The organism is Colwellia sp. BRX10-3 (assembly GCF_014077505.1).
GTDB lineage: Bacteria > Pseudomonadota > Gammaproteobacteria > Enterobacterales > Alteromonadaceae > Cognaticolwellia.
This window is the reverse complement of record NZ_JACGWA010000008.1, coordinates 116501-139593: the sequence shown is the minus strand read 5'-3', so window position 1 is coordinate 139593 and position 23093 is coordinate 116501. Positions and strand designations below refer to the sequence as shown.

General features: G+C 37.8%; 18 protein-coding genes. 7 read left to right on the top strand and 11 right to left on the bottom strand.

Annotation, left to right across the window (positions count from 1 at the left end):
- Positions 1-219: 219 nt before the first annotated feature.
- Together envZ and ompR are read right to left on the bottom strand one after the other, a co-directional pair.
- Entirely contained in the window at positions 220-1518 is a 1299-nt protein-coding gene (gene envZ / locus H4J38_RS12755; RefSeq protein WP_182132197.1) for a two-component system sensor histidine kinase EnvZ, read from the bottom strand.
- Positions 1519-1563: 45 nt separating this feature from the next.
- Positions 1564-2289 carry a two-component system response regulator OmpR gene (gene ompR, locus H4J38_RS12750; RefSeq protein WP_182132196.1) on the bottom strand — a complete coding sequence of 242 codons (726 nt, stop codon included), beginning with the start codon at positions 2287-2289 and terminating at the stop codon, positions 1564-1566.
- 311 nt (positions 2290-2600) lie between these two features.
- On the opposite strand from ompR, the gene H4J38_RS12745 reads away from it, so the two are divergent.
- Complete coding sequence (locus H4J38_RS12745; RefSeq protein WP_182132195.1) at positions 2601-2969, top strand: hypothetical protein; 369 nt, start codon at positions 2601-2603, stop codon at positions 2967-2969.
- 9 nt (positions 2970-2978) lie between these two features.
- Here H4J38_RS12745 and H4J38_RS12740 read toward each other — a convergent pair whose 3' ends face one another.
- Positions 2979-3479 carry a hypothetical protein gene (locus H4J38_RS12740; RefSeq protein ID WP_182132194.1) on the bottom strand — a complete coding sequence of 167 codons (501 nt, stop codon included), beginning with the start codon at positions 3477-3479 and terminating at the stop codon, positions 2979-2981.
- 251 nt (positions 3480-3730) lie between these two features.
- On the opposite strand from H4J38_RS12740, the gene H4J38_RS12735 reads away from it, so the two are divergent.
- The gene (locus tag H4J38_RS12735; protein ID WP_182132193.1) at positions 3731-4204 is read left to right on the top strand and encodes a TlpA disulfide reductase family protein; all 474 of its coding nucleotides are present in this window, start codon (positions 3731-3733) and stop codon (positions 4202-4204) included.
- A 95-nt stretch (positions 4205-4299) separates the two neighbouring features.
- On the opposite strand, the gene H4J38_RS12730 is transcribed toward H4J38_RS12735, so the two are convergent.
- The 6 genes from H4J38_RS12730 to H4J38_RS12705 form a co-directional block, all read right to left on the bottom strand.
- The gene (locus H4J38_RS12730; RefSeq protein WP_182132192.1) at positions 4300-6477 is read right to left on the bottom strand and encodes a TonB-dependent receptor domain-containing protein; all 2178 of its coding nucleotides are present in this window, start codon (positions 6475-6477) and stop codon (positions 4300-4302) included.
- A gap of 149 nt (positions 6478-6626) precedes the next feature.
- Complete coding sequence (locus H4J38_RS12725) at positions 6627-7736, bottom strand: glycosyltransferase family 4 protein (RefSeq protein WP_182132191.1); 1110 nt, start codon at positions 7734-7736, stop codon at positions 6627-6629.
- Between the two features lie 77 nt (positions 7737-7813).
- Positions 7814-9325 carry an oligosaccharide flippase family protein gene (locus tag H4J38_RS12720; protein ID WP_182132190.1) on the bottom strand — a complete coding sequence of 504 codons (1512 nt, stop codon included), beginning with the start codon at positions 9323-9325 and terminating at the stop codon, positions 7814-7816.
- Entirely contained in the window at positions 9326-10651 is a 1326-nt protein-coding gene (locus H4J38_RS12715; protein WP_182132189.1) for an O-antigen ligase, read from the bottom strand.
- Positions 10648-11742, bottom strand: a complete 1095-nt coding sequence (locus H4J38_RS12710) for a glycosyltransferase (RefSeq protein ID WP_182132188.1) — start codon at positions 11740-11742, stop codon at positions 10648-10650. The genes H4J38_RS12715 and H4J38_RS12710 overlap by 4 nt, the downstream gene beginning before the upstream one ends.
- Positions 11729-12826, bottom strand: a complete 1098-nt coding sequence (locus tag H4J38_RS12705) for a glycosyltransferase (RefSeq protein WP_182132187.1) — start codon at positions 12824-12826, stop codon at positions 11729-11731. Before H4J38_RS12705 ends, H4J38_RS12710 begins: the two co-directional genes overlap by 14 nt.
- A gap of 360 nt (positions 12827-13186) precedes the next feature.
- On the opposite strand from H4J38_RS12705, the gene H4J38_RS12700 reads away from it, so the two are divergent.
- The 4 genes from H4J38_RS12700 (at position 13187) to H4J38_RS12685 (ending at position 17667) form a co-directional block, all read left to right on the top strand.
- Complete coding sequence (locus tag H4J38_RS12700) at positions 13187-13789, top strand: sugar transferase (RefSeq protein WP_182132186.1); 603 nt, start codon at positions 13187-13189, stop codon at positions 13787-13789.
- Positions 13786-14424: an acetyltransferase gene (locus H4J38_RS12695; protein WP_182132185.1), complete on the top strand. Its 639-nt coding sequence runs from the start codon at positions 13786-13788 to the stop codon at positions 14422-14424. The genes H4J38_RS12700 and H4J38_RS12695 overlap by 4 nt, the downstream gene beginning before the upstream one ends.
- Positions 14425-14441: 17 nt before the next feature.
- Positions 14442-15623, top strand: a complete 1182-nt coding sequence (locus H4J38_RS12690; RefSeq protein ID WP_182132184.1) for a DegT/DnrJ/EryC1/StrS aminotransferase family protein — start codon at positions 14442-14444, stop codon at positions 15621-15623.
- A 139-nt stretch (positions 15624-15762) separates the two neighbouring features.
- On the top strand, positions 15763-17667 hold the full coding sequence (locus H4J38_RS12685; protein ID WP_182132183.1) for a nucleoside-diphosphate sugar epimerase/dehydratase: 1905 nt from the start codon (positions 15763-15765) through the stop codon (positions 17665-17667).
- A 43-nt stretch (positions 17668-17710) separates the two neighbouring features.
- Here H4J38_RS12685 and H4J38_RS12680 read toward each other — a convergent pair whose 3' ends face one another.
- Entirely contained in the window at positions 17711-18805 is a 1095-nt protein-coding gene (locus H4J38_RS12680) for an MltA domain-containing protein (RefSeq protein WP_182132182.1), read from the bottom strand.
- 271 nt (positions 18806-19076) lie between these two features.
- On the opposite strand from H4J38_RS12680, the gene H4J38_RS12675 reads away from it, so the two are divergent.
- Positions 19077-19682, top strand: a complete 606-nt coding sequence (locus tag H4J38_RS12675; RefSeq protein ID WP_182132181.1) for a cold shock and DUF1294 domain-containing protein — start codon at positions 19077-19079, stop codon at positions 19680-19682.
- Between the two features lie 95 nt (positions 19683-19777).
- Here the strand turns inward: H4J38_RS12675 and H4J38_RS12670 are convergent, their stop codons facing one another.
- Positions 19778-23092, bottom strand: coding sequence for a DEAD/DEAH box helicase (locus tag H4J38_RS12670; protein WP_182132180.1), 3315 nt, complete (start codon positions 23090-23092; stop codon positions 19778-19780).
- Position 23093 lies beyond the last annotated feature (1 nt).

The following is a 23093-nucleotide window of genomic DNA, read 5'->3' as shown; positions in this document are numbered from 1 at the left end:
TTGCTCTATGACTGCTAATTTAAAGCCCAACGTATAATCACGTTGTGAACGTTTGGTGCCTTTAGTAATTGAATTTTTCATTTTAAAGTCCTAAATGTGTAAACACATTTCAGGACGGGACAGAAAAACAAAAAAAGCCGTCGTATTAACGACGGCTTTTTAATGCCTAATGTTTTTAGCTCAACACTCTCTGCAAATTATACAGTCCATAAAAGTCGATTACCCGTGGCTAATAGGTAAACAAACTTTCGCTTTTAACCCCCCACCGGCTCGATTAGACAATTCAACTCGACCACTATGGGTATCAACAATACGTTTAATAATAGCTAAACCTAAACCACTGCCTTCTGTTCCTCTTGCTACATCTCCCTGTGTAAAAGGCTGGAACAAACGCTCAATATCAACTTCAGGAATGCCGGGGCCTTCATCACAAACACAAAAACAAATTTCTTGTTTACGTTTATCAAATGAAGTTGTCACTGTAACTTTACCATCGGAATAACGTAAAGCATTTTGAATTAAATTTGCCAGCGCACGCTTCATAGCAACATAACGCAACGGTACCTTAGGTAAAGGCTGTGCATTAAAAATAATTTCTCGCTCTAAAATACTCTCAGACTGCACTACTTCATCAATCAACACATTGATATCGTCCAACTCAGCTTTGTCTTTACTATCGTGGCGAATATAATCAATAAACTGATCTATAATGGTATTCATGTCTTCAATATCGCCTTCAATACCCTCTTTTAAAAACTCATCTTGTTGAGAAATCATTTCAGTGGCTAAGCGAATACGAGTTAATGGTGTACGTAAATCGTGAGATATACCGGCCATCAATAAGTTTCGGTCATCTTCAAGTTGCTTAATACCTTTGGACATATGATTGAAAGCCCGAGTTACCGCAACAATTTCAGTTGTGCCAAGCTCAGTTAATGGCTCCGGAAAATCTCCACGACCAACATCAAGAGCAGCATGTTGTAATGCGCTCAAGGGTCGATTCAGTTGTCTAACAAACAACCATCCACCCATAACACTCAATATACCTAAAATCATCAGCACGAAAATAAGCGGTGAAAAATTTTCTTCTTCCAGACCATTAATAGGAATTTTAACCCAATAGTCAGGTGCTTGAGGCGGTCGAATCCAAAATAAATATTCCCCTCCTTGAGAAATTCTCACTTCGGCTGGGCCACCTAAAAGGTTAGACATTTCTTCAGAACGAAATGCGTAATATACCGCATCTTGTAAACCCAATTTCATGGCTGCAGCCTCACGATATACACCAATACCGGTTTCTCGCTGGAATGCCTCCCCCATGGCAGGGCTTATTGCTTCATCCGCAATATCGATAAATACAACACGCACCTGCTTTGCCAATAGTTGGTTAACTTGTTGGGCATTGGGCTGAATTATATATATCGACATCGATATAAAAGACACCACTTGGTTTATTAATAGCAAAACACCTATTAAGAGTACCGTTTGTCCAAAGGCGCTGCGTGGCAATATTTTCATAAACTTCTACTACGTTAGGATTGTTTAGTATGCTATTAAGTACAACTATGCAACAGACTTTCCTTCAGGAACAAATACATACCCTAAACCCCAAACGGTTTGAATATAACGAGGCTTTGCTGGGTCTTCTTCTAACATACGACGCAAGCGAGATACTTGTACATCAATGCTACGTTCTAAAGCAGAGTAGTCTCTGCCGCGAGCTAAATTCATTAGCTTGTCACGCGACAATGGCTCGCGAGGGTGTGTGATCAGCGCTTTTAATACCGCAAATTCTCCGCTAGTTAATGGCATATTAATATCGCCTTTTGCCATTTCACGTGTGGCAAGGTTAAGCTGATATTCACCAAAAGAAATAATATTTTCCTCTTGTGAAGGGGCGCCTGGAGCTTCTTGCACTCGGCGACGTAAAACGGCTTTAATACGCGCTAATAATTCACGTGGATTAAACGGTTTAGGCATGTAATCATCCGCGCCAAGTTCCAAACCTATAATGCGATCTACTTCATCACCTTTTGCCGTTAACATAACAATAGGAATATCATTAGAGTTTTGGCGTAAGCGGCGACAAATTGATAAGCCATCTTCTCCTGGTAGCATCAAGTCGAGTACTAGCAGATGAAAGTTTTCACGCTCGAGTAATCTATCCATTTGCTCAGAATTTGCTGCACTGCGTACAACAAATCCTTGTTCAACTAGATACCGCTCGAGTAATGCTCGTAAACGCATATCATCGTCTACTACCAAAACTTTCGGTGTTTCATGTCCCATAATACTTGTTCCATTTTATATTTTTAAACTGGGTTAACTATAAGTCATATTACTTGAAATATAAAAAACTGTTCTGTGTCAGCTTGATAGCATTTGTTACAAATTATGTTACACGCTAATTAGCCAGGCTATAAATTATATAGACTTTTCATGATTTCAGCTTAATTTCTGTCGCTAATGTTACATATTAAGACAATAGCTAGAAACCACTTAAAATAGTAAAGCACACTGAAACACATGAACACAACTAAGTGCGGCATATCCTTAATTGAATTACTTACTTTGGTTAATTATTGTGGGAGAATACGCAAATGAGAGTTTGGAAGCATTTTCACAAAGTACCCCTTCGTGTTTTACGTATCAGTAAAAGGCGCAATCTCATCCGCCTTAAGCGCAGTATGGTTAAAGTGAAAATAGCCTTAGCTCAAGAAAGAGTAGAAACCAGAGCAATGCTCAGTATTTACAAACGCTACACCAAGCGCGATGCAAGTGCTGAAGAAATGCGTATTGCCAACCAACAATTTGTTGATATTTTAAAAGGCCTCGGCATTGGTATTTTCGCTATTCTACCTTTTGCTCCTATTACTATTCCGCTAATGATAAAAGTTGGCCGCTGGGTTGGGGTAGAGATTCTGCCTAGCGCATTTGTAGATGATAAAAAACCATCCAATAAACAATAACACTACTACTTAGCGTAAATAGTGAATTGCTTGATCAGTAACGCATTTTGTAAAGCTTTTTTGTCGCTCTCTTCTTGAAAGCCCAGCGATAGTTTCAGTCACTAAACGCATCTTTTGCCGCTTTTCTTCTGTAGACAAGTCGTTCAGTTGCTCATAAAAACAGCCCTTCAAACCATAATTTAAAGCAATATCCGACTTAGGCGATTCTCCAGCCAAACAATATATTAGTTTTTCAGCCAGGGTATTTTTATCCAATTGGGTAATTAGGGCTTTAATCGTTAGGTTGTCATCTATTTGCTTTTGCTGCTGGCAGCTATAAAGCATATCTGCCACTGCAACAATGGGGATAAGTACCTGATGTTGAGCGCCAAAACGTGCCTTTAACCATTGGTTCATTTCTAGTGTATTGTTCTGCGTAGCTTGTAGCGGCATACTGAAAATAATAACAAGCAGACTCGAAAAAAATAGACCTACAACTTTATATTTTTTGCTAATAGCTTTTATGACCATGCGGTATTCCTTAACTTGTCGACTGAGCTCGACTATTGAAAAATTATATTTAAGCGTTCTTATTTGAAAGTTAATAGTTGAAAGCCATATGCCAAAATTTGTAAATATGCCTGTAAATATACCATAGGTACACAAATTCAAAAATATCGATACTTTGCTAATGCTCACTAACGTGGTTAAATGTCTGCAAATAAGGTCTAAATAATGTTGACTATATCGTGATAAAAAACTTAAAAATATGCTTTTTTCTTATGACATTAATGATTTTTTCAAGCCAGCTTTCGGCTGCTGACAATGTTAACGTAAGTACTGACTCGAATACAATTGAGTTATTAGAACAACATTTAACCAATGAAATAGGCAATGTTGTTTACGTTGATTTTTGGGCTTCTTGGTGCATTCCTTGTCGTAAATCATTTCCTTGGATGAATAACTTAAAAGCACAGTATCAAGCACAAGGCTTAACCATCTTAAGTATTAACTTGGATCATAGCCGAGCATTAGCCGACGAGTTTTTAAGTGAAGTTGCGGCTAATTTTCCGGTTATTTATGATCCTAAAGGCCTAATAGCAAGAAAGTATCAGCTAAAAGGTATGCCAAGTAGCTTCATCATTAATCGACAAGGACAAATTTTCAGCGCCCACGTGGGCTTCAATCAAGAGAAACAATTAGCCTACGAAAAAGAAATTCACACACTATTAAATGCAACATATCAGCCAAACTAATAGATTGCTGACATAGTGATCAGCAATCTATTTATTTACTGTTAAAAAGCAAAAAGCGAGCTCGTGGCTCGCTTTTTTAATAGGTACCCTTTAACTTAAAAGCTATATTTATAACCTAAAGTTACACTACGAGGTTTACCAGCCATAATTGAACCATGTGCACGTGTCGCCATATATTCTTTATCAAGCAAGTTATCCACATTGAAAGTAATTTCTTGGTTTTCAGCAACATTGTAATGAGCAGCCATATCAACAACTGTGTGATTAGCAATTGACTCACCCCCAACCACTGCATTTTGGCCCGCGGTGGTACGCATTTCATCAACATAACGCACTAAAACATCACTGCGCCACTTCTCACCAACAACACCAACACTCAGTTGTAATTGGTTTTCTGGTACGTAAGGTAATTCATCACCTGCTGTTACATTACCCCAAGTGTCTAAACCTGATTGGAACGTGTTTTGAAATTCTGTTGTGGTAAAAGTATAAGTTAAATCAACCGGAATGGTTAAGGCACCGGCAGTAAATTCATAACCTGTTTTTACTTCTAAGCCCGAAACTTTTACTTCGCCAGCATTATATTGGTTGCCGATATTATTATCATCACAACCTTGGCTCGCCGTACAATTACCATGCATGTTTTCATAATCTGAGTAGAAAAATAAGGCTTCACCGTTAAATGCTTGCTTGTTGAAACGAAGGCCCAATTCATAGTTAATACTTTCTTCATTTTCTGTTTTATCGTTACCTGGTGCCGGTGGCGCAAAACCTTTTTGTATACCACCAATAATGATTAAATCATTATTAACACGGTAAGTTACGGCTAATGAAGGTAATAACACCTCAACATCGTTACTGACATCTGTCTTCAACGGGGAACTTCTATCAACAACACCTTTGGCCCAGTCTTTACGAGATATTGTCATATCTTCATAACGTAAACCGGCATTGATGATGAAATCGCCAACGGTGTATTCATCATGGACAAATAAGGCAATCGCCTTTGCTGAATCGATGCGGTTAGAATCAGCGCCATGAATACCAGCTTCAGTAAGTGTCATGTCATAATTAGTGTTATCTAAACTGTATGTATTCACCCACTGAAAACGGTCCATTTCATCTTCGTGATAACGAGCACCAAACTTGACTTGATGTGCGCCAAAGTCAGCGTTCAAAACGGTTTGAATGCCTTGAGATTCGTAATCACGGCTGTTCGCTTTTACATCAACAACGATTTCATCATCACTAAAAGTACCATTATCAAAAGCGGCAGCGATATCGATAGCACCACCACTTAAGCTTTTACCATTTACTTTACTGGTTTTAAACCAGTTACGGCTAAATTCATTGTAGTAAGCAGAGGTGCCTAAAATAAAGCGGTCAGACAATTTAATATGATGGTTAATTTGCATTTGTTTATGCTTAGTATCCATATTATCAAGCTGCGAAGCGGAATAACGAGAATAAGGGCTAGCTTCAAAATCGGCTTCGGTTAAACCCATATACGTTTCATCTGAATTTTCATCTGAATACTTTAATTTAAATTCTAATTCTTGATAGTATTTCGCATCGCTATCACTGTTGATCATCACTTTTGCCATGATATCGTTTTTAACAAAACCTGTATCACCACCAGTATGATTAACTTCTTTAAAACCATCTGCTTGATAACGAAATACTTCTACTACTGAAGATACATTTTCACCCGCGCCACCAACATAAGCATGGGCTTTGGCAAAGCCGTCTTCACCGGCACTTAAATTTATTTGCCCAGCTAGCGATTCATTTGGAATAGTGCGAGATAACATGTTAACCACGCCACCCGTAGTGCGCGGACCATACATTGCGCTTGACGTACCTTTTAATACTTCAATTTGTTGCATACGACCCGCTGTTGGGAAGTAATATGCTGAAGGAGCTGAATATGGTGCTGGTGCGGCTAAAACGCCATCTTCCATAATGGTAATTTTTTCACTACGGTTTTGGCCTGTACCACGCATGCCAATGTTGGGACGCAAACCGTAACCATCTTCTTCTAAAACATAGACACCAGGAACCGATCTTAAGGTACGCATAATATCGGTAAAATCGAATTTTTCTAATTCTGCCTGAGAAATCATATGGGCACTGCCCGGCACATCATTCACCGCTTGAGCATTACCAAAAATAGCTAAACGTTCTATGTCATCATCTGCAATCGCAGTATTTGAAATAGCACTAACAACGGATAAAGCGATCAACGCGGGTTGAAAAAAAGAAGAAATTCGCATGCCTAAACCTATAAAAGAAACAATAATTTGAATTGCCCGCATTTAATCACGAAACTAAATAAGAATCAATATCATTTGCATTATTTATTATTCCAAATAATTATGGTCAACCCAAGTTTTGTTATAAGCTAACTTTACCTCCGCTGGTATTAAAGCCCTATAATATTGCCAATAGCTTCATTAACCTGTTTTACATTGAAGTTATCTTCTACCATTTTTCGGCTTTTATTTGCCATAGGCTGCCATTGTTCTGGGTGCTCAATAAACCAAATCATACGGCTAACTAACGCATCAACATTACGTGTTGGTACTAACCAACCATTTTCGCCATTTACTACGGTATCTCTACAGCCAGCAGCATCCGTTGTTAGTATCGGGCGCCCAACACTCATAGCTTCCAGCACAGTTCTTGGTAAACCTTCATGATAAGAAGGTAGCGTATAAATATGGCAGGCATTAAGAGAAGCTTTAACGTTATCAGTTTCTCCTAAATATTCAATGTGCCCCGCTGTTTGCCATTGTGATACTTCAGCCATGCTTATTTTATCAGGCGAGCTATCATAGGGTCCCAAAAGCTGAAACTTAGCTTCAGGGTAGCGTTGCTTAACTATTTTAGCTGCGCTAGCAAATTCTCTAATACCCTTGTCGCCTAGTAAACGAGCAATCAGTAAGAAAGTCGTTGCTTGCCTTGGCAGTGGTTGTTGTTGGTATTCGTCGATATCAACTCCAGAGCCAAAAACTCGATAGCATTTCTCAGCTTCAACCAAGCCTAATTCAACGAATAACTTAAGATTATCTTGATTTTGGAAGATGACACTTTTAGTTTTGGCTAAAGCACACTTATATAAGTGCTTAACAATAAAATTAACTAAATTACGCGCGAAAGAGCCTTTTTCAAAGGCGTATCCTAACCCAGTGATCATGGCATGAAAATTCTTAAAACCTACAATACGAGCCGCAATTCCGCCCCAAATAATAGGTTTAATTGTATAGGCAAGGACCTGATCAGGCTTTAATACTTGTAAGGTTTTTTTAATCGCTAATAGTGTTCTAATATCAGCAATTGGGTTTAAGCCGTTACGCTCAACAGGATAAGGCTGAAAAGTTGCGCCTAACGCAGTTACGTCGGCAACAACATCAGCTGAAGCGTGTGCTGTCATCACAGTAACGTCGTGTCCTGCCCGAACAAATGTACTGATTAAAGGCCCGCGAAAGCCAATAATGGAGTTTGGGTAGGCCCCAATAATAACTATTTTCAAAAACACTACCTCAATAAGCGAACGCTACAGATTAAACACTAATCCGTACTTTAATTGATAAGGGAAAAATTGCTTAATTAACTTTTAAATACTAAACGATTTATTTTTTTACGCTCACTTGCTACTAAACTAACAAAATAACTACATATCGCATAAATAAACCCAGTAAGACCACAAGCCATAATTAATCCAAACCAAGTCGCTGATATATAATCTGATAAAACCAACGCTAATGCTAAAGTCACAAAGATTGCCGGCAAAGAATAGCGCGATAACTCTCGATATAAATGCCACATATTCAATTGAATAACACGGTACAAATAGATATTAACCATCAACAATTCGCCAACAAACAAGGCAAATGCAGTGCCCCATGAGGCCCCAATCATACCGATTTTTTTCACCAAAATGATTGATATTACAATATTAGCTAGCGCGGTGACGAGCAATAATAAACTTCGCACTTTATGCTTATTCAGTGCTTGTAATACTGCATTGGTAGACGTTTGAGCCAAAACAAACATAAGTGGCACCATAGAGATTAACGCCACCCAATAGGCTTGTGAAAACTCCTCACCTACAAATAAATCAATAAATAATTCACCAAAGGCGGCAAATACCACAAAAACATATCCTAAAACTATCATTTGATAGCGACCGATAATGCAAAGTTGCGCCATCAGCACAGTATTTGAAACATTTTGATTGACCATTTGTACAATTTTGGGGGTAAATATATTAGAAATAGCACTAGCAAACGCAATAAAGCTAAACAGTAATTGGCTACCAATATTAAAAATACCCAACGTTTTACTATTGGTTAAAGTACCAATAATTAAGTTGTCGACTCGCCAGTTAATTTGGTTAACTATCACATTAAGGGCAATAAACGATGAATAAACAAATATCTCTTTTAATGTAGCTCGGTCAGGTAATTTTGCCTTAAACTGAATATCAATAAATCGCCTAATATAGCCAAAACGAATTAAGCTGTGTAACAAATTAGTAAGGGTGTCTATGACTACAATAGCCAAGACACCAAAGCCAGATTGTAAACAGACAACAACAATTATACAGCGAGCTATAAATACCAATATTTCAGTGCTTTTTTGGAAACGAAAACGCTGATAAGTACTAATAATACCGGTCAGTGAATTACTCAATAAGGTAATCACAACATTAACCAATAGCACTAAAAATGCTGACTGCAGTAATTTAATTTCAACTAGGGTCATAGAATGCTGAAATATATCAGGTAAATTAAACCAAATAATCAGTCCGATACCAACAACGCAAAATGCTAAAGCGCCATATATAACAATAATGCTGCTGATAAATTCAGCTTCTTTGGCTTTATCATTATTTGCTTTATAGACAGATAAAAATCGAATGGTCGTATTCGCCAAACCAAACTCTAAAACAATTAAATACCCTGCTAAGGCAGAAACTAAACTATAAATACCATAATCACTGACCCCTAAGTGATTTATAATAAAAGGGATTAACAATAATGCGGCAATATTTCGAAGTGCTATTGAGCAGTAACTTAATAATACGCCATTACGCCGTTCACGGCTTAGGTTTGTCATTTAGGTGTCTTTTCTATAAGTGTTATAAACAATCAACATTAGAATAAAATAGCTACTATATTTACCCAAGTTTTGCAGGCTAAAGCAGTACAAGATAAATACCATAATCGGCAACCAAGCTAAACGAAAAATATGGCTACTCGCAACACGGTTTCTTTCCGCCCGAAAGCCTAAATAAATATAAGCCGCAAACAGGGTAAAACCCATTAAACCAAAACTTATCATGATTTCAAGAAAGGTGTTGTGCGGCCCTACTACTTCAGTAAATAAACCCGCCTGTATAAAGTAGTTATTGTAATATTCCAAGTAGCCATTAATACCAGCACCAAACAAAATAAAATTATACGGTAACTCGAAAAAGAGTCTGATGTACTCTTGTAATATATCACTTCGAGATCCAGTTAAATCTGATAAATTATTACCACTGAACCTTACAAATATATCTAACTCGCCTATAAAAGTGGCGCCGCTGAACCAATACACACCAAACAGAATCAGTAAACAATTGAATAAAATAAGACCGCGTACAAACATATCGCCCAACGCCGAGCGAAAATAAAAAATAAAATAAGTCAATAAGCTAAGTATTGCGACAATAAAAAAACTCCGGGATACGGTTAATGCACCAAAAGTTAGCATCATTAATATAATCATAAAGGTTGATCTCGATATTTTTTCTCTCGGAATGGTCGGCAAGTAAAAGTAAATCAGCAATAAACAAAACAAGCCAAAGTTATTTGGATCACCTGCTCCGCCTGAAAAACGAGAAATAACATTTAATGAGTACGAGTTAGAAACCTGAAAATATTGTTGTAATAAGCCATAAGCGGTAGACGTTATAACACCACATAACAGCGTAAAACGTAATTGCGAAAATGAACAATACTTATTTCGATCGAACAATAATAAAGACGTAAAAATAAAGAAAACTGACCATCGAACCGTTACAAACGAAGCCATTAATGGATTATAAAGCATGTGTATCAGCTCATAAATCAATACTAACAACATCAACAGCAAACCGGGCTGAGAGTATTCAGTTTCAGTAACGTGGGTCAATATATATCGAGCGAACATGGCCAAAAAAATACAGGTCAGTAACGAAATCGATATATAAGGTGATTGCGTAAACACCTCAGCACAAGGCAGTAAAAAAAACGCTAGCTGAATACTGCGCCCAAACGGCAATGCAAATGCACACACAACACCTATAAGCACCACAAGTAATAACAACGGGGCACTTGAAGTAACGCCATACAACACAATCAATAGTGCACATAGCATAATTTCAACATTCAGTACGCGCGCCAATTTATTAAATATCATTCAAACTCACTCGAGCGATAAATAGCTGTTAATTGCTCAAGTACACTTTCTGTTGAAAAACCTTTAGCAAAAAAGGCCTGAGAAATTCCCTCATTTCTTAAGTTAATGATTGGCAATCGATTTAGCTGTCTCAGCCAAGGACAAATAGTGTCTAGAGGATGAAATGAAATTAACTCAAGCCCCATATCTGACGCTTTCACAATAGTGTTTGAGATTAAACAGGGTAAAGCCGCGGCCTGTGCTTCTAATAAAGCTACGGATACGCCTTCAAATAATGACGGCATAATAAAAGCGTCTACAGTTTGCAACAATTTAGGAATTTCAGGCGTTGACGGCAATAGAGTAAACCGTTCTTGTAAGTTTTCCTGCAGAATTTTTTCAGCAAATTCCGCTTTCAATGGCCCTTCACCAACACAGACAAAATGAATGGCAGGATCGAGCGTCTTATCCTGTGCTATCTGTAACAAAAATTGATGGTTTTTCACTATAGAAAAACGTCCAACATGTAGGACTAATTGTTTATTGTTCGGCAACGAAAATTGCTTTTTAATTTCATTAGTGTCTTTTGGATGCTTTAAATATCGTTGCACTGAAATGGCATTGTTAATAACAGTAAAAGTCTTATTACCATATAAGAACTTCCCCGCTTGTTCGCCACAAGCTAAATGCACATTGCTGGCACGAGTAACAATAGTTTTAAACAGCCCCATAAATGGCAACAAATACTTATTTTCAACACCACTGGTATGAGAATGACAAACGCGAATCTTTATGCCCTTTTGTTTTGCCAGCATGAGTAGAACACCATTTTTAAAACTATTATGTACATGCACAACATCATAGTTTTGCTCACTTGATAAAATTTTATGCACCGCTTTCAAGTGCTGAAATGGCTTTTGCTTAATAGTGGGAATAATATGAATACTCCCCCCTAAGGCTAAAATTTCTTGTCGTAATGGGCCATCATTAAAGCTAATAAAATCAAATTGGTATTTATTGGCATCCAAATTACGATACCAATTCATCACTACCGACGATATACCGCCTAAAGTCAGCGCTGGAATAACTTGTAGTACTCTAATTTTTTTCATGGTGTAAATAGGCGTCCAAATATCGCTGACGAGTGGCAGATAAAAGGTAACCACGCTGTTCAAATTTCTGATCAATTTCTGCTTTACTCACAACGGCCGACAAGACCTGTTGTTGAATGGCATTTGCCCACTCTTCATAAGGCAAACTTAAATCAAGGTAACGACAAAGCCCTACGCCAATATCAGCTTCTTGAGGAATACCCGTTGACAGTACACAGGGTAAACCGGCGGCTTGAGCTTCTAACGATGCGACTCCAAGCCCTTCACTTTTTGAGGTCATCACCATAACATCAAACAAAGACAGTAACTGATCAACATCGGCTCTTTTACCCCAAAATCTGACGTTATTTTCTAGGCCTAAACACTTAACTTGCGCTAGTAGTATTTCATTTAGCTCACCATCGCCAATTAAGTGCAAACAAAAACCATCTCCCTCACTCGCTAATTCATTGATAACATTTAATAAAAAAACATGATTTTTCACTGCATAAAAACGCCCCACACAAACAATATTAAGTACTTTTAAATCAATGGCGTATTTTAATTTTTCGTCATCACTAACTTCTTGTTTGTGCCTAATGTTATGAAAATTAAAAGCATTAGGTACAACTTCAAAATGCCCTTGCATGGATTTTTTACCGTATAAAAAATTGCCAGCATCAGTTGAAATAGCAAAACGACTAGTAGCAAATATTGCACTTAGCACTCTACCCAGCGACAACATCATCCGAGTAGAAAAATTATCAAAACCAGTTTTGGTATTTCGAGCATGTGTTATTCGAGCTGATATTCCTGCTAAAAAGGCAATAAAAACACATAAACCAGAATAGTATGAGGTATGAGCGTGAATCGCTGTGTATTGGGGCTTTGCCCTCAAAAGCAGGTACAATTGCCAGAGGTTTTTTAAAATGCCATTGCGCGGACTATCAATAACATGAACATTACCGCCTTTAGCCAGAACTTCATCGGTAAAGTAGCAATGTTCATTAGTCATGATCACAAAATCATTCAGCAAAACTTCGGCATCTTGACTACGAAATAAATCCATAATACGACTTTCTGCGCCGCCAAGGTTTAAATTCATAAAAACATGCAAAACCCTTGTCTGCTTAGCTTTATTCAACATAGTAGAGTGATAGCCTTAATCAATTAAATTCACTGGAGACACCAAAAAATAGTGATAGCAGCAAGGACTTTTAACTCAATAGCAAAATAAACCGCTCTAATGTCTGGCGTGAACTTAGCAAAAGAAGGTAACTTTTTTATATGACAGCAACGTAATAAATAATATAAACGAACAACAGCGTGCATAAGAGACTTAGATATGAAAATCAATTTGTTATTATTGTACTGTTCAATTTACTCCTGTTATATTGGAAAATAAAGTCAAAAAACGAAAACGCAACATTGCAGCTTTCGATTTCCTGAAGGCTGACTAATTATTATGTATAAAATAATCAAACGTACGATTGATATATTGGCGGCTTTATTCGCGCTAATACTATGCTCTCCTCTTTATTTAATTATCACCCGAAAAGTTGCTAATAACCTTGGTACGCCGGTGATATTCAGCCAACCAAGACCGGGCTTAAATAATAAAATTTTTACCATGAAAAAATTTCGTTCTATGCGAGATGCACAAGATAAAAACGGTAATCCTTTACCCGACAATGAACGCTTAACTGAGTTTGGCATAAAACTAAGAAACTCCAGCTTAGATGAACTCCCAGGATTATTCTCGGTACTAAAAGGTGATATGAGTTTAGTCGGTCCCAGGCCTTTACTCGTTGAATACTTACCTTTGTATTCCAAACAACAAGCGAGAAGGCATGACGTTAAGCCTGGCATTACTGGCTGGGCACAGGTTAATGGTAGAAACGCAATCAGCTGGCAAGAAAAGTTCGACCTCGATGTTTGGTATGTCGACAATCAGTCATTGTGGTTAGATATTAAAATTATATTTCTCACCTTTAAAAAAGTCTGTTCACAAGCCGATATCAACGCGGATGGGGAAGTAACAATGAGCAAATTTACAGGTCAACAATGAAAAATAATAACACCTTAGTCATCATTGGCGCTGGCGGTCATGGCTTAGTAGTAGCAGACTGCGCAGAGAATATTGGCCACTACAGTAAAATTATTTTTCTTGATGACTGTTTAGAAAAACTTAAAAATAAAAGCCACTGGACTATTGCTGGGCCTATCGCTAGCTGGGTTAACTATTGTGATAGCGCCGACTTTATCGTTGCCATTGGCAATAACGCATTACGAGCAAGTTTATTGCAACAGATAACCGCCACAAAAAGCAGCTTAGCGACATTAATTCACCCAACAGCCTGTGTCAGCAAGCATAGTAATATCGGCCCTGGCGTAGTTGTTTTTGCTAATGCTGTGGTAAACATAGGCGCACGTATTGACGAGGGTTGTATTATTAATACCTCAGCTACTGTCGATCATGATTGTCATATTCAAGCTTATTGCCATATTTCTCCAGGAGTTAATATCGCGGGCGGCGTTATTGTTGGAAAATTTTCTTGGTTAGGCATAGGAAGCAGTGTTATTGAATATATTACTATTGCCCAAAACACTCAATCTGGAGCGGGTGCGGTGATCACTAAATCAACTCAAAGCAATAAACTTTATTTAGGCGCTCCTGCTGCCCCTGTTCGTTCACTTATTTAAATTTGATAGGATAACCTGTGCTCAATACGCAACTTTCCCCATGGCCTAACTTCAGTGAAGAAGAAATTACAGCCGTTAGCCAAGTATTACAATCCAATAAAGTCAACTACTGGACCGGGCAACAAGGGCGAGAATTCGAAAAAGAGTTTGCCGCTTATACTAACAGCCAATATGCCATTGCGGTTGCCAATGGCACATTGGCACTGGATCTAGCTTTACATGCTTTAGATATTGCTCTCGGTGATGAGGTTATTGTGACTTCAAGAACTTTTATCGCCTCGATAAGTAGCATAATCAACGCCGGTGCCACACCTATTTTTGCCGATGTTGAACTTGATAGCCAAAATATCAGTATGGCAACTATCAAAGCAGTTACTAGCGAAAAAACCAAAGCTATTATTTGTGTTCACTTGGCGGGTTGGCCTTGTGAAATGGACGAAATAATGGCGTTCGCCGAGCAAAAAAATCTTTATGTCATAGAAGATTGTGCCCAAGCCCATGGCACAAAATATAAAGGTAGGTCTGTTGGTAGCATAGGTCATATTGGCGCTTGGTCATTCTGCCAAGATAAAATAATGACCACAGGCGGTGAAGGTGGCATGTTGACCACCAACGATGAAACTCTGTGGCGCAGAGCATGGGCTTTTAAAGATCATGGAAAATCCTATGCCGCTGTTTATGAAAAACAGCATCCTCCGGGTTATCGTTGGTTACATGAAAGTTTTGGCACCAATTGGCGACTAACAGAAATGCAATCGGCTATTGGTCGCATTCAACTTAAGCGCATGGCCACTTGGACAAAACTGCGCAATGAAAATGCTGAAAAAATATTCCAAGTATGTCGACAATACCCTTGGTTAATTGTACCAAAAGTGCCTGACTATATCGTTCATGCCTATTACAAATGTTATGTATTTGTCGATTATGACAAAGTTCCCGAAGGACTCTCGCGAGATGACATTATGCAAACCATTAATGAATTCAATGTGCCTTGTTATTCAGGCAGTTGCTCAGAAGTTTATAAAGAGAAAGCTTTTGACCAAACCGACCTTCACCCTAAAGTAGCGTTAAAACATGCTCAAACTCTAGGTGAAACTAGTTTAATGTTTTTAGTGCATCCAACCCTGACTAAAAGCGAAATGAGTACTGTATGCCAAGCACTTAGCCAAGCGTTTGATATTATTAGCAACAATTCATAAAGCCATGTGTTTAAGCTAAATTTTTACACTAATTGTTAAATATAAGTAATGACAATGTAACAATATGTTGCAAGAATACAGACCAAAGATCGTTAATGCTGTTTTGCATTAAAAACGACGTGTAGTAGGGTACATTTTCATGGTTAGACCAATTGATTTAATTCCGAGTTCTATTAAGTTATTACTGGCATTAGCATACGACTTATTCTCTCTTGCTGTTGCATTCTATTTCGCTTACATTATTCGATTAGGCATTGAAAATATTGAATTTTCACGATATGAAAACATTGTTTTTATCACTGTCGCAATATCAACCTTAGCGTTATTTTACATCTTTGATGTTTATAACTCTTTTGTACGCTTTTTCAATGCAAAAGCCCTACTAAAAATCCAGCTGTTACTCATTGCTGGCTGCGTTATTTTCTACTTATGCAGTTTTATTTTAGATGCATTTATTCCACGTTCTGTGCCAATCGTTTTTTTTGTTATCGCGAGTATACAAATTGCTGGCACTCGAGCTTTAGTTAGCCTAATTTCTAGAAAACATTTGTTTGATGAGCGTGAAGGTGTCGTTATTTATGGCGCCAGTAGCGCAGGTAGACAACTTGTCCATGCTTTGTCACTAGGTAAAAAATATCAACCACTGGCCTTTTTAGATGAAAAAAAACGCTATGTCGGCCGACGAGTTTTAGGGCTAAAAATCCATTCCCACCATAATATTGCCAAACTTATTAATAAGCATGGTCAGTTCAAAGTGTTGATTGCTATTCCAAACGTTGATCCAGCTCGATTAAAACAAATTGTAGCGCATTTAGAGCCACATGCCCTTGAGTTATTGATTGTGCCCGACATGTCGGACATCGTCTCAGGCAAACGTAATATTGATGAACTAAGAGAAGTATCAGTTGACGAATTACTGGGTCGCAAGCCCGTAGAACCTATTGCAGAATTGCTGAGTGCAAATATAACCGATAAAGTTGTTATGGTTTCTGGTGCTGGCGGCTCTATCGGTAAAGAGCTCTGCCGACAGATCGTATTAAACAAACCTAAAGCATTGATATTACTCGATGTGAGTGAAGCATTACTTTATGAGATTCACCAGGAATTAAGTGAAACCTTAACGGAAGCAGACAATCCCCTGCACGTTGAACCCCTGATCGGCAATGTGCAAAATGGCATGTTGATGAGCCATATTTTTCATAAACACAAAGTGCAAACGCTCTATCACGCTGCAGCATACAAGCACGTTCCCATGGTAGAAAACAACGTTATAGCCGGTGTTACCAATAACGTTTTAGGCACTTATGAAATCGCACAAGCGGCAATATATTGCGAAGTAGAAACTTTTGTACTTATTTCTACCGATAAAGCCGTAAGACCAACCAATGTTATGGGCGCAACCAAACGCTTAGCGGAGCTTGTTCTACAAGGTTTTGCTAAAAAAGATCATAATACCCGCTTTATTATGGTGCGTTTTGGCAATGTACTGGGTTCATCAGGATCGGTTGTGCCGTTATTTAAAAAACAGATCAAACGCGGTGGCCCAATTACTATTACCCACCCAGATATTATTCGATACTTTATGACCATTCCTGAGGCCGCACAATTAGTGATACAAGCGGGGGCAATGGGTACAGGCGGAGATGTTTTTGTATTAGACATGGGTAAGCCAGTAAAAATAGTCGACTTAGCTTATAAAATGACCCATTTAATGGGCTTAACCGTTAAAGATGAAGCAAATCCTAATGGTGACATTGCAATACACTATAGTGGTCTACGCCCTGGTGAAAAACTTTTTGAAGAATTACTGATTGGTGATCACGCTAGCAAAACCCAACATCAACGTATTTTAACCGCCAATGAACGTTCATTACATTATAGTGATGTCGCGAAAATAATTGACCAACTAAAAGATGCAATGTGTGATGAAGATGAAGCTAGAATTCGACAATTACTGATAGCGGCTCCGTTAGACTATCAACCGACAAACAAAGCAATGCTCACAGAAAAAACACAACATAACGTTTGTAGCAATGTCGCGTAAAACTATTATCATTAGGCTGTTATAAAGTAAGTTAAATTTTACGTTACCGCTTCATTAACATTAGCCATGCCTTGGCGTAATCAGGTAAATGCTTATTGGCTTGGTGGTAATCCTCCCAGCCGTAATAGCTATCGGCTAATAGGTCGAGCTGAAATAAATTATCGTCAAATGCACCGCCTTGGTCAGACAGCACGCCCAAGCGTGATATTTGCCCTTCAGCCTGCGGATAGCTCACCATAAACAATTTGCCTAAGCCAAGTTCAGCCACATTACCAGCAAAAGAAACTTGTGGCGTTAGCGCTATTTTACTATCAAGCGTTTCACCATACCCCATAATGCTAGGCACTTCTGAAAAGTACCAATAACGCGCTTGTTCACGCTTACCTATCGCATAATCATAAGCAATGCCATTATTACGGTGAACATTAAAATAGCGTCGTTTACCATTCACATCAACCACACCAGTGCCTTGTAATAACACATCGTGTAAAGCTTCTTCGGTTAGCCAAATTAAAGCTTTAGCTAATTTTTTATCATCCAATACACCCGCAATAACTTCTTGACGGGTATATTTATTACGCGTAATAGTTAAGTCATTATTGGCTTCTATTAACGTTAAGCCTAATTCATCGTAAGGGAGTGCATAAAGTGCCTGATTATACACTGGAGTTTTAACTTCACTGGCGGTTAAAAGTTTAGTGTAATATTTAGTTAAGAATATTTTGTCATTGGGAATAGCATTTAGCATGCTGGTTTTTCTGGCATTGGTGCTTTTTATGGCAATTTTTTGCGCGGTTGCTATATCAGGTGTCCAGCGATAAAAGTCAAAATTTTCGGTTAAAAAATTTTCATCATGTAACCGGCTTTGTCGATTTGCCCTAACATCTTCACGATAGGTTTGGCAGATAAATTTAAGCGTTTGATCTACCCTTGCAAGTGTCACACTTTCATCAAATATTGTGCCTGAATGCACAGCAAACTTATCAGCTGAAAACTTAGTTAAATAGTGTTTCGTTTTATCTGCTACATCACACAAAGCACTGGCCTTAAAACTCGCCATTTCCCCCAACTCTGGCGTCTTATCGAGATTAAAAAATTTAGGCTGTGATTGAGCATAACCATGAAAGATTACCAGCATGAAAATTAAAGCAGACAAACATAGGCGCATAAAAAGAGGTCATTAAACGGAACGTTGCTCCATGGTATGACAATCGTAAAAACTACGCTAGGGTACTTGTTCAATAATGGTGAATAAAATTTTTATGTTGAAATTTCTACACTTATAAATGAATATTATGTTGTAGAGTTTTATTTAATGTTATGAGATAGTTATGACTTATATCAAGTTTGATTTTTATCAACCAAGTTAATATAAACTCATCAGGATGATGTTAAGTAGAAGGGACAATATGCGTTTAAAAGGGAAGTTAGTTAAATGGCAGGCTGATAAAGCTTTTGGTTTTATTGCACCAAATGGTGGTGGTAGTAATATTTTTATTCATAAATCAGCGTTTGCCAATAATAAGAAAATACCGCAAATTAATGACGTTATCACATTTTCGATAACCAAAGATAAAGAAAGCAGGTATTGCGCTTGTGATGCGACATTTTCAGGTGAAAAACTAAAGAAAAAACAACCGAAAAAAATCAGTAAATTCTCAATTTATCTATCGCTAATATTTTTAGCCGCCATCATCATCACCTCTTTTTTAGGTTATTTACCTCAAACATTAATGTATATCTATCTAGGGCTAAGTCTCATCACTTATTTAACCTATGCTTTCGATAAATCAAAAGCGCAGCGTGGTGCTTGGCGAACATCAGAGGGCACATTACATTTGTTTGCATTGGTTGGCGGTTGGCCTGGTGCTGCATTGGCACAACAATATCTAAGACACAAATCTTCCAAACGAGAATTCAGACATGTTTTTTGGCTAACTGTAGTAATTAACATGGGGATTTTAATATGGTTGAAAACATATTCAGGCGCTAAATATTTAGCATTATTTTATTGATGTCTGGCCATTAATCTTTAACCATTAAGCTGGGATTATGAATTTTATTAATGTGACGCTAATACCCACTAAATGAATGGGTATTAGCTTTTATGCTAGCTTAGCGGTGCAAGCAGTGAACTTAAAATATCATCCGTTAAGCTCAGCTTGTTATCACTCACTTCTTCAGATAATAATGCCTTTGCAAGCTCAGCTTTGTTTTGTTGTATTTTTTGAATTTTTTCTTCTATTGAGTTTTCAATAATATATTTGTAAACAAAAACTGGCTTGTTTTGCCCTATACGATGAGCTCTATCAGTGGCTTGATTCTCCACCGCTGGATTCCACCAGGGATCAAAATGAATAACCGTATCGGCTGCCGTTAAGTTTAAACCCACACCACCTGCTCGCAAACTAATTAAAAATACCGGTACTTCACCACGTTGAAATTTATCTACTACTTCTTGTCTTTTAGTGGTTGCGCCGGTTAATTTAACATATCCAATACCTGCCTCTACCAGCTCCGCCTCTATTAAAGCGAGCATACTAGTAAACTGCGAAAATATTAATATTTTACGGCCTTCATCAATTTGTTCAGGCAATGTTTCCATTAAATAATCAAGCTTAGCTGATTGATTTACTTTTTTAGCCCCTTCAAGTGATAATAACTTAGGGTGATTACATACTTGTCTCAGCTTTAATAACGCATCTAAAACTTCTATCTGGCTGCGTTTTAAACCTTTATCTGCAATGATATCTTTTAAACGACTATCCATAGCTAAACGCACTGACTCATAGAGCTCTGCTTGTTTACCTTCAATACGTAACTTTTGAATTATTTCAGTTTTCGGCGGTAATTCAGTCGCTATTTTGTCTTTGGTTCTGCGTAAAATAAACGGCTTAATACGCTGGTTTAATAACTGCTTACGCTCTAGCTCACCGTGTTTTTCTATCGGGGTTCTAAAGAGTTTGGTAAATTGCCTTTGTCCGCCTAAAAAACCGGGCAGTAAAAAATTAAATTGTGCCCAGAACTCGCCTAAATGGTTTTCCATAGGCGTACCTGTTAAACATAATTTATGCTGTGCTTTAAGTAACAAAAAGGCTTGGTATAATTTAGTTTTGGTATTTTTTATATAATGAGCTTCGTCAAGAATAAGATAATAAAACTGTTGATCACGATACAGTTCTAAATCTTTAATAATTAACGCATAACTGGTAATGATGATATCAACTTGATTTTCCAGCCCTTCACCTCGCTCAAGGCAATCGAAATGTTGCTGACGTTTACTACCGTGTAAAACTTGATAAGTCAGTTGTGGAGTAAATTTTTCTATTTCATTAGCCCAGTTAAAAATAACACTGGTGGGCGCAACAATTAATACTGGCTTAGTAAGTCGACCTTGCTGTTTTTCAATTAATAAGTGCGCCAAGGCTTGAATGGTTTTACCTAGCCCCATATCATCAGCCAAAATACCATTTAATTGGTACTCTCGTAGAAACTGTAACCAGTTTACTCCTTGGTGCTGATAAGTTCTTAACGTTGCGTTTAAACCTGTTGGTACTGGCACCGTGGTGACTTGTTGAAAATCTTTAAGTTTATCAGCCAATGCTCTTAATTTACTTGTGCCTGTTGCGATCAAGCCTTGGTCATCTAACATCGATAACGTTTGATGTCCTTGAAAGCGTGAAAGCTCGATAGTGCCATCTTTATTTAAAGCATTAGGCATAAACAATTCAATAAATTGTTTTAATATTGGCTGCACGCTTTGGTAACGCAAGGCAACAAAATCACCATTCTCTAGATCAACATAAATGGGTGAGTCAGGCGCAATAAGTTGCTCTTTTTCGCGATCAAGCAATACCGATTTAGGTAACTGTTCAATGGCGCCAAGCAATATAGGAAACGCCGGCATTTTTTTACCATCAATGGTTAAGTTTAACCCTAATGAGAAAAAGTCATGGTCATCGGTTTCAATAACTTCGGCATCAAATACGCTATCTGTGGTAAGCGCTTTGTAATAAAAATTATCAGCAAAGCTAATATTCCAATCTAAATCTTTTAGTACCTGTAATTCTTGATGTAAAAAATGGTGCCAAAAATAACGACCTTGCATCAACATTGAATATTTAGGGACTTTATCTTTGTTTAAATAGTCTTCATTGGTAAAAGTGTAGCGCTTAGGTTTGGGCTGAGCGTTAAATTTTAACGTGGTAAGTTTATCAATAACCGTTTGTTCAAAAGCTAAATCACGATAAAACTTTACCCTGCTAGCGCCATCACTGTCTGCCAAATTTGATGGCGAAACCGTAACACTGTCATTATGCGGATTAACTAAACTGCCATGATAAGAGAAATTAACCTGCACATAACCTGTTTGAGGATTAGCCTCTGCGGGAGTTGAAAAGTGTAAATATACTTCAGGTTTTGTTAGCTCTTGTGAGAACTCTGTTTTTGGTTTAGGTAAGCGCTGTACTGCATCACCTAACGACATAGAAAGTTTACTCATTACCCAAGGTAATTTATCTTCTTCAAAAATAGGGGAATTAAGTAAGTCTGCTTCAAAGTTACATTGAGTATTGGTTTTGATCATACCAAAGCAATTTTCTTGCTCATCGTAATAACAAAGCGGTTGTGCTTTGATAATAAGAATACTTGCCGAAGGCTGTTTAAAAACTAGCTGTAAGGTATGTAAATGATTACCTAATGCCAACCACTGCCACTGCGCCTCTAAAGGTTCACCTAAAGTAATCGCTTCATTCAAATTGTAGTTGGTATGCCAAAAGCAGCGATTAGTTTTTATAATGCGTTCAAATAAATCAAAATATTTAATGTTGTCGCCAAACTGATTAGTACGCATAAGCTCGGTAAGTACATCAACATCATCTTTATTAGCATAGGCACTATTAATTAACGTACTCGCCGTATGTTCGCCGCTAAGCGAATGGCTCCAGCCGCCACTATTTTTGGGTCGAGCTGATTTAATAGCTAAAGTAAAATAATCGTCGTCGTTATAACTATTTGGCTTTAAAAAGTACAATAACGATTTTTGCTGGCTATTGGACTGATATCTACTGGGCTGAGCTTGAAAGCGATTCAGCCATTTATCAATCACTTTTTCAGATGATGCTATGCTGTTTTGGTCAAAGTGCTCATGAATAAAGCACTGTGCTAAAGCTGCCCCATGCTTGCAGTCGCGACCGATATAACAATCACAATAACTGGCAATATCACCATGTTTATCATCAAAAACTAAACGCGTTAAATAACTAACCTGGCGAGAGCGCTCACTAAAAACCACACCACGAATTGTTTCACCATCAAGGGCGCAGGTTTTAACGCCCTTAGCCTGAAAAATTCTTGTGCCTTTTTTCCATTCATTTTTGGTAAAATGTTGTTCAAGTAATTCAGGTGTAAACGTGTTTTTAGCCATA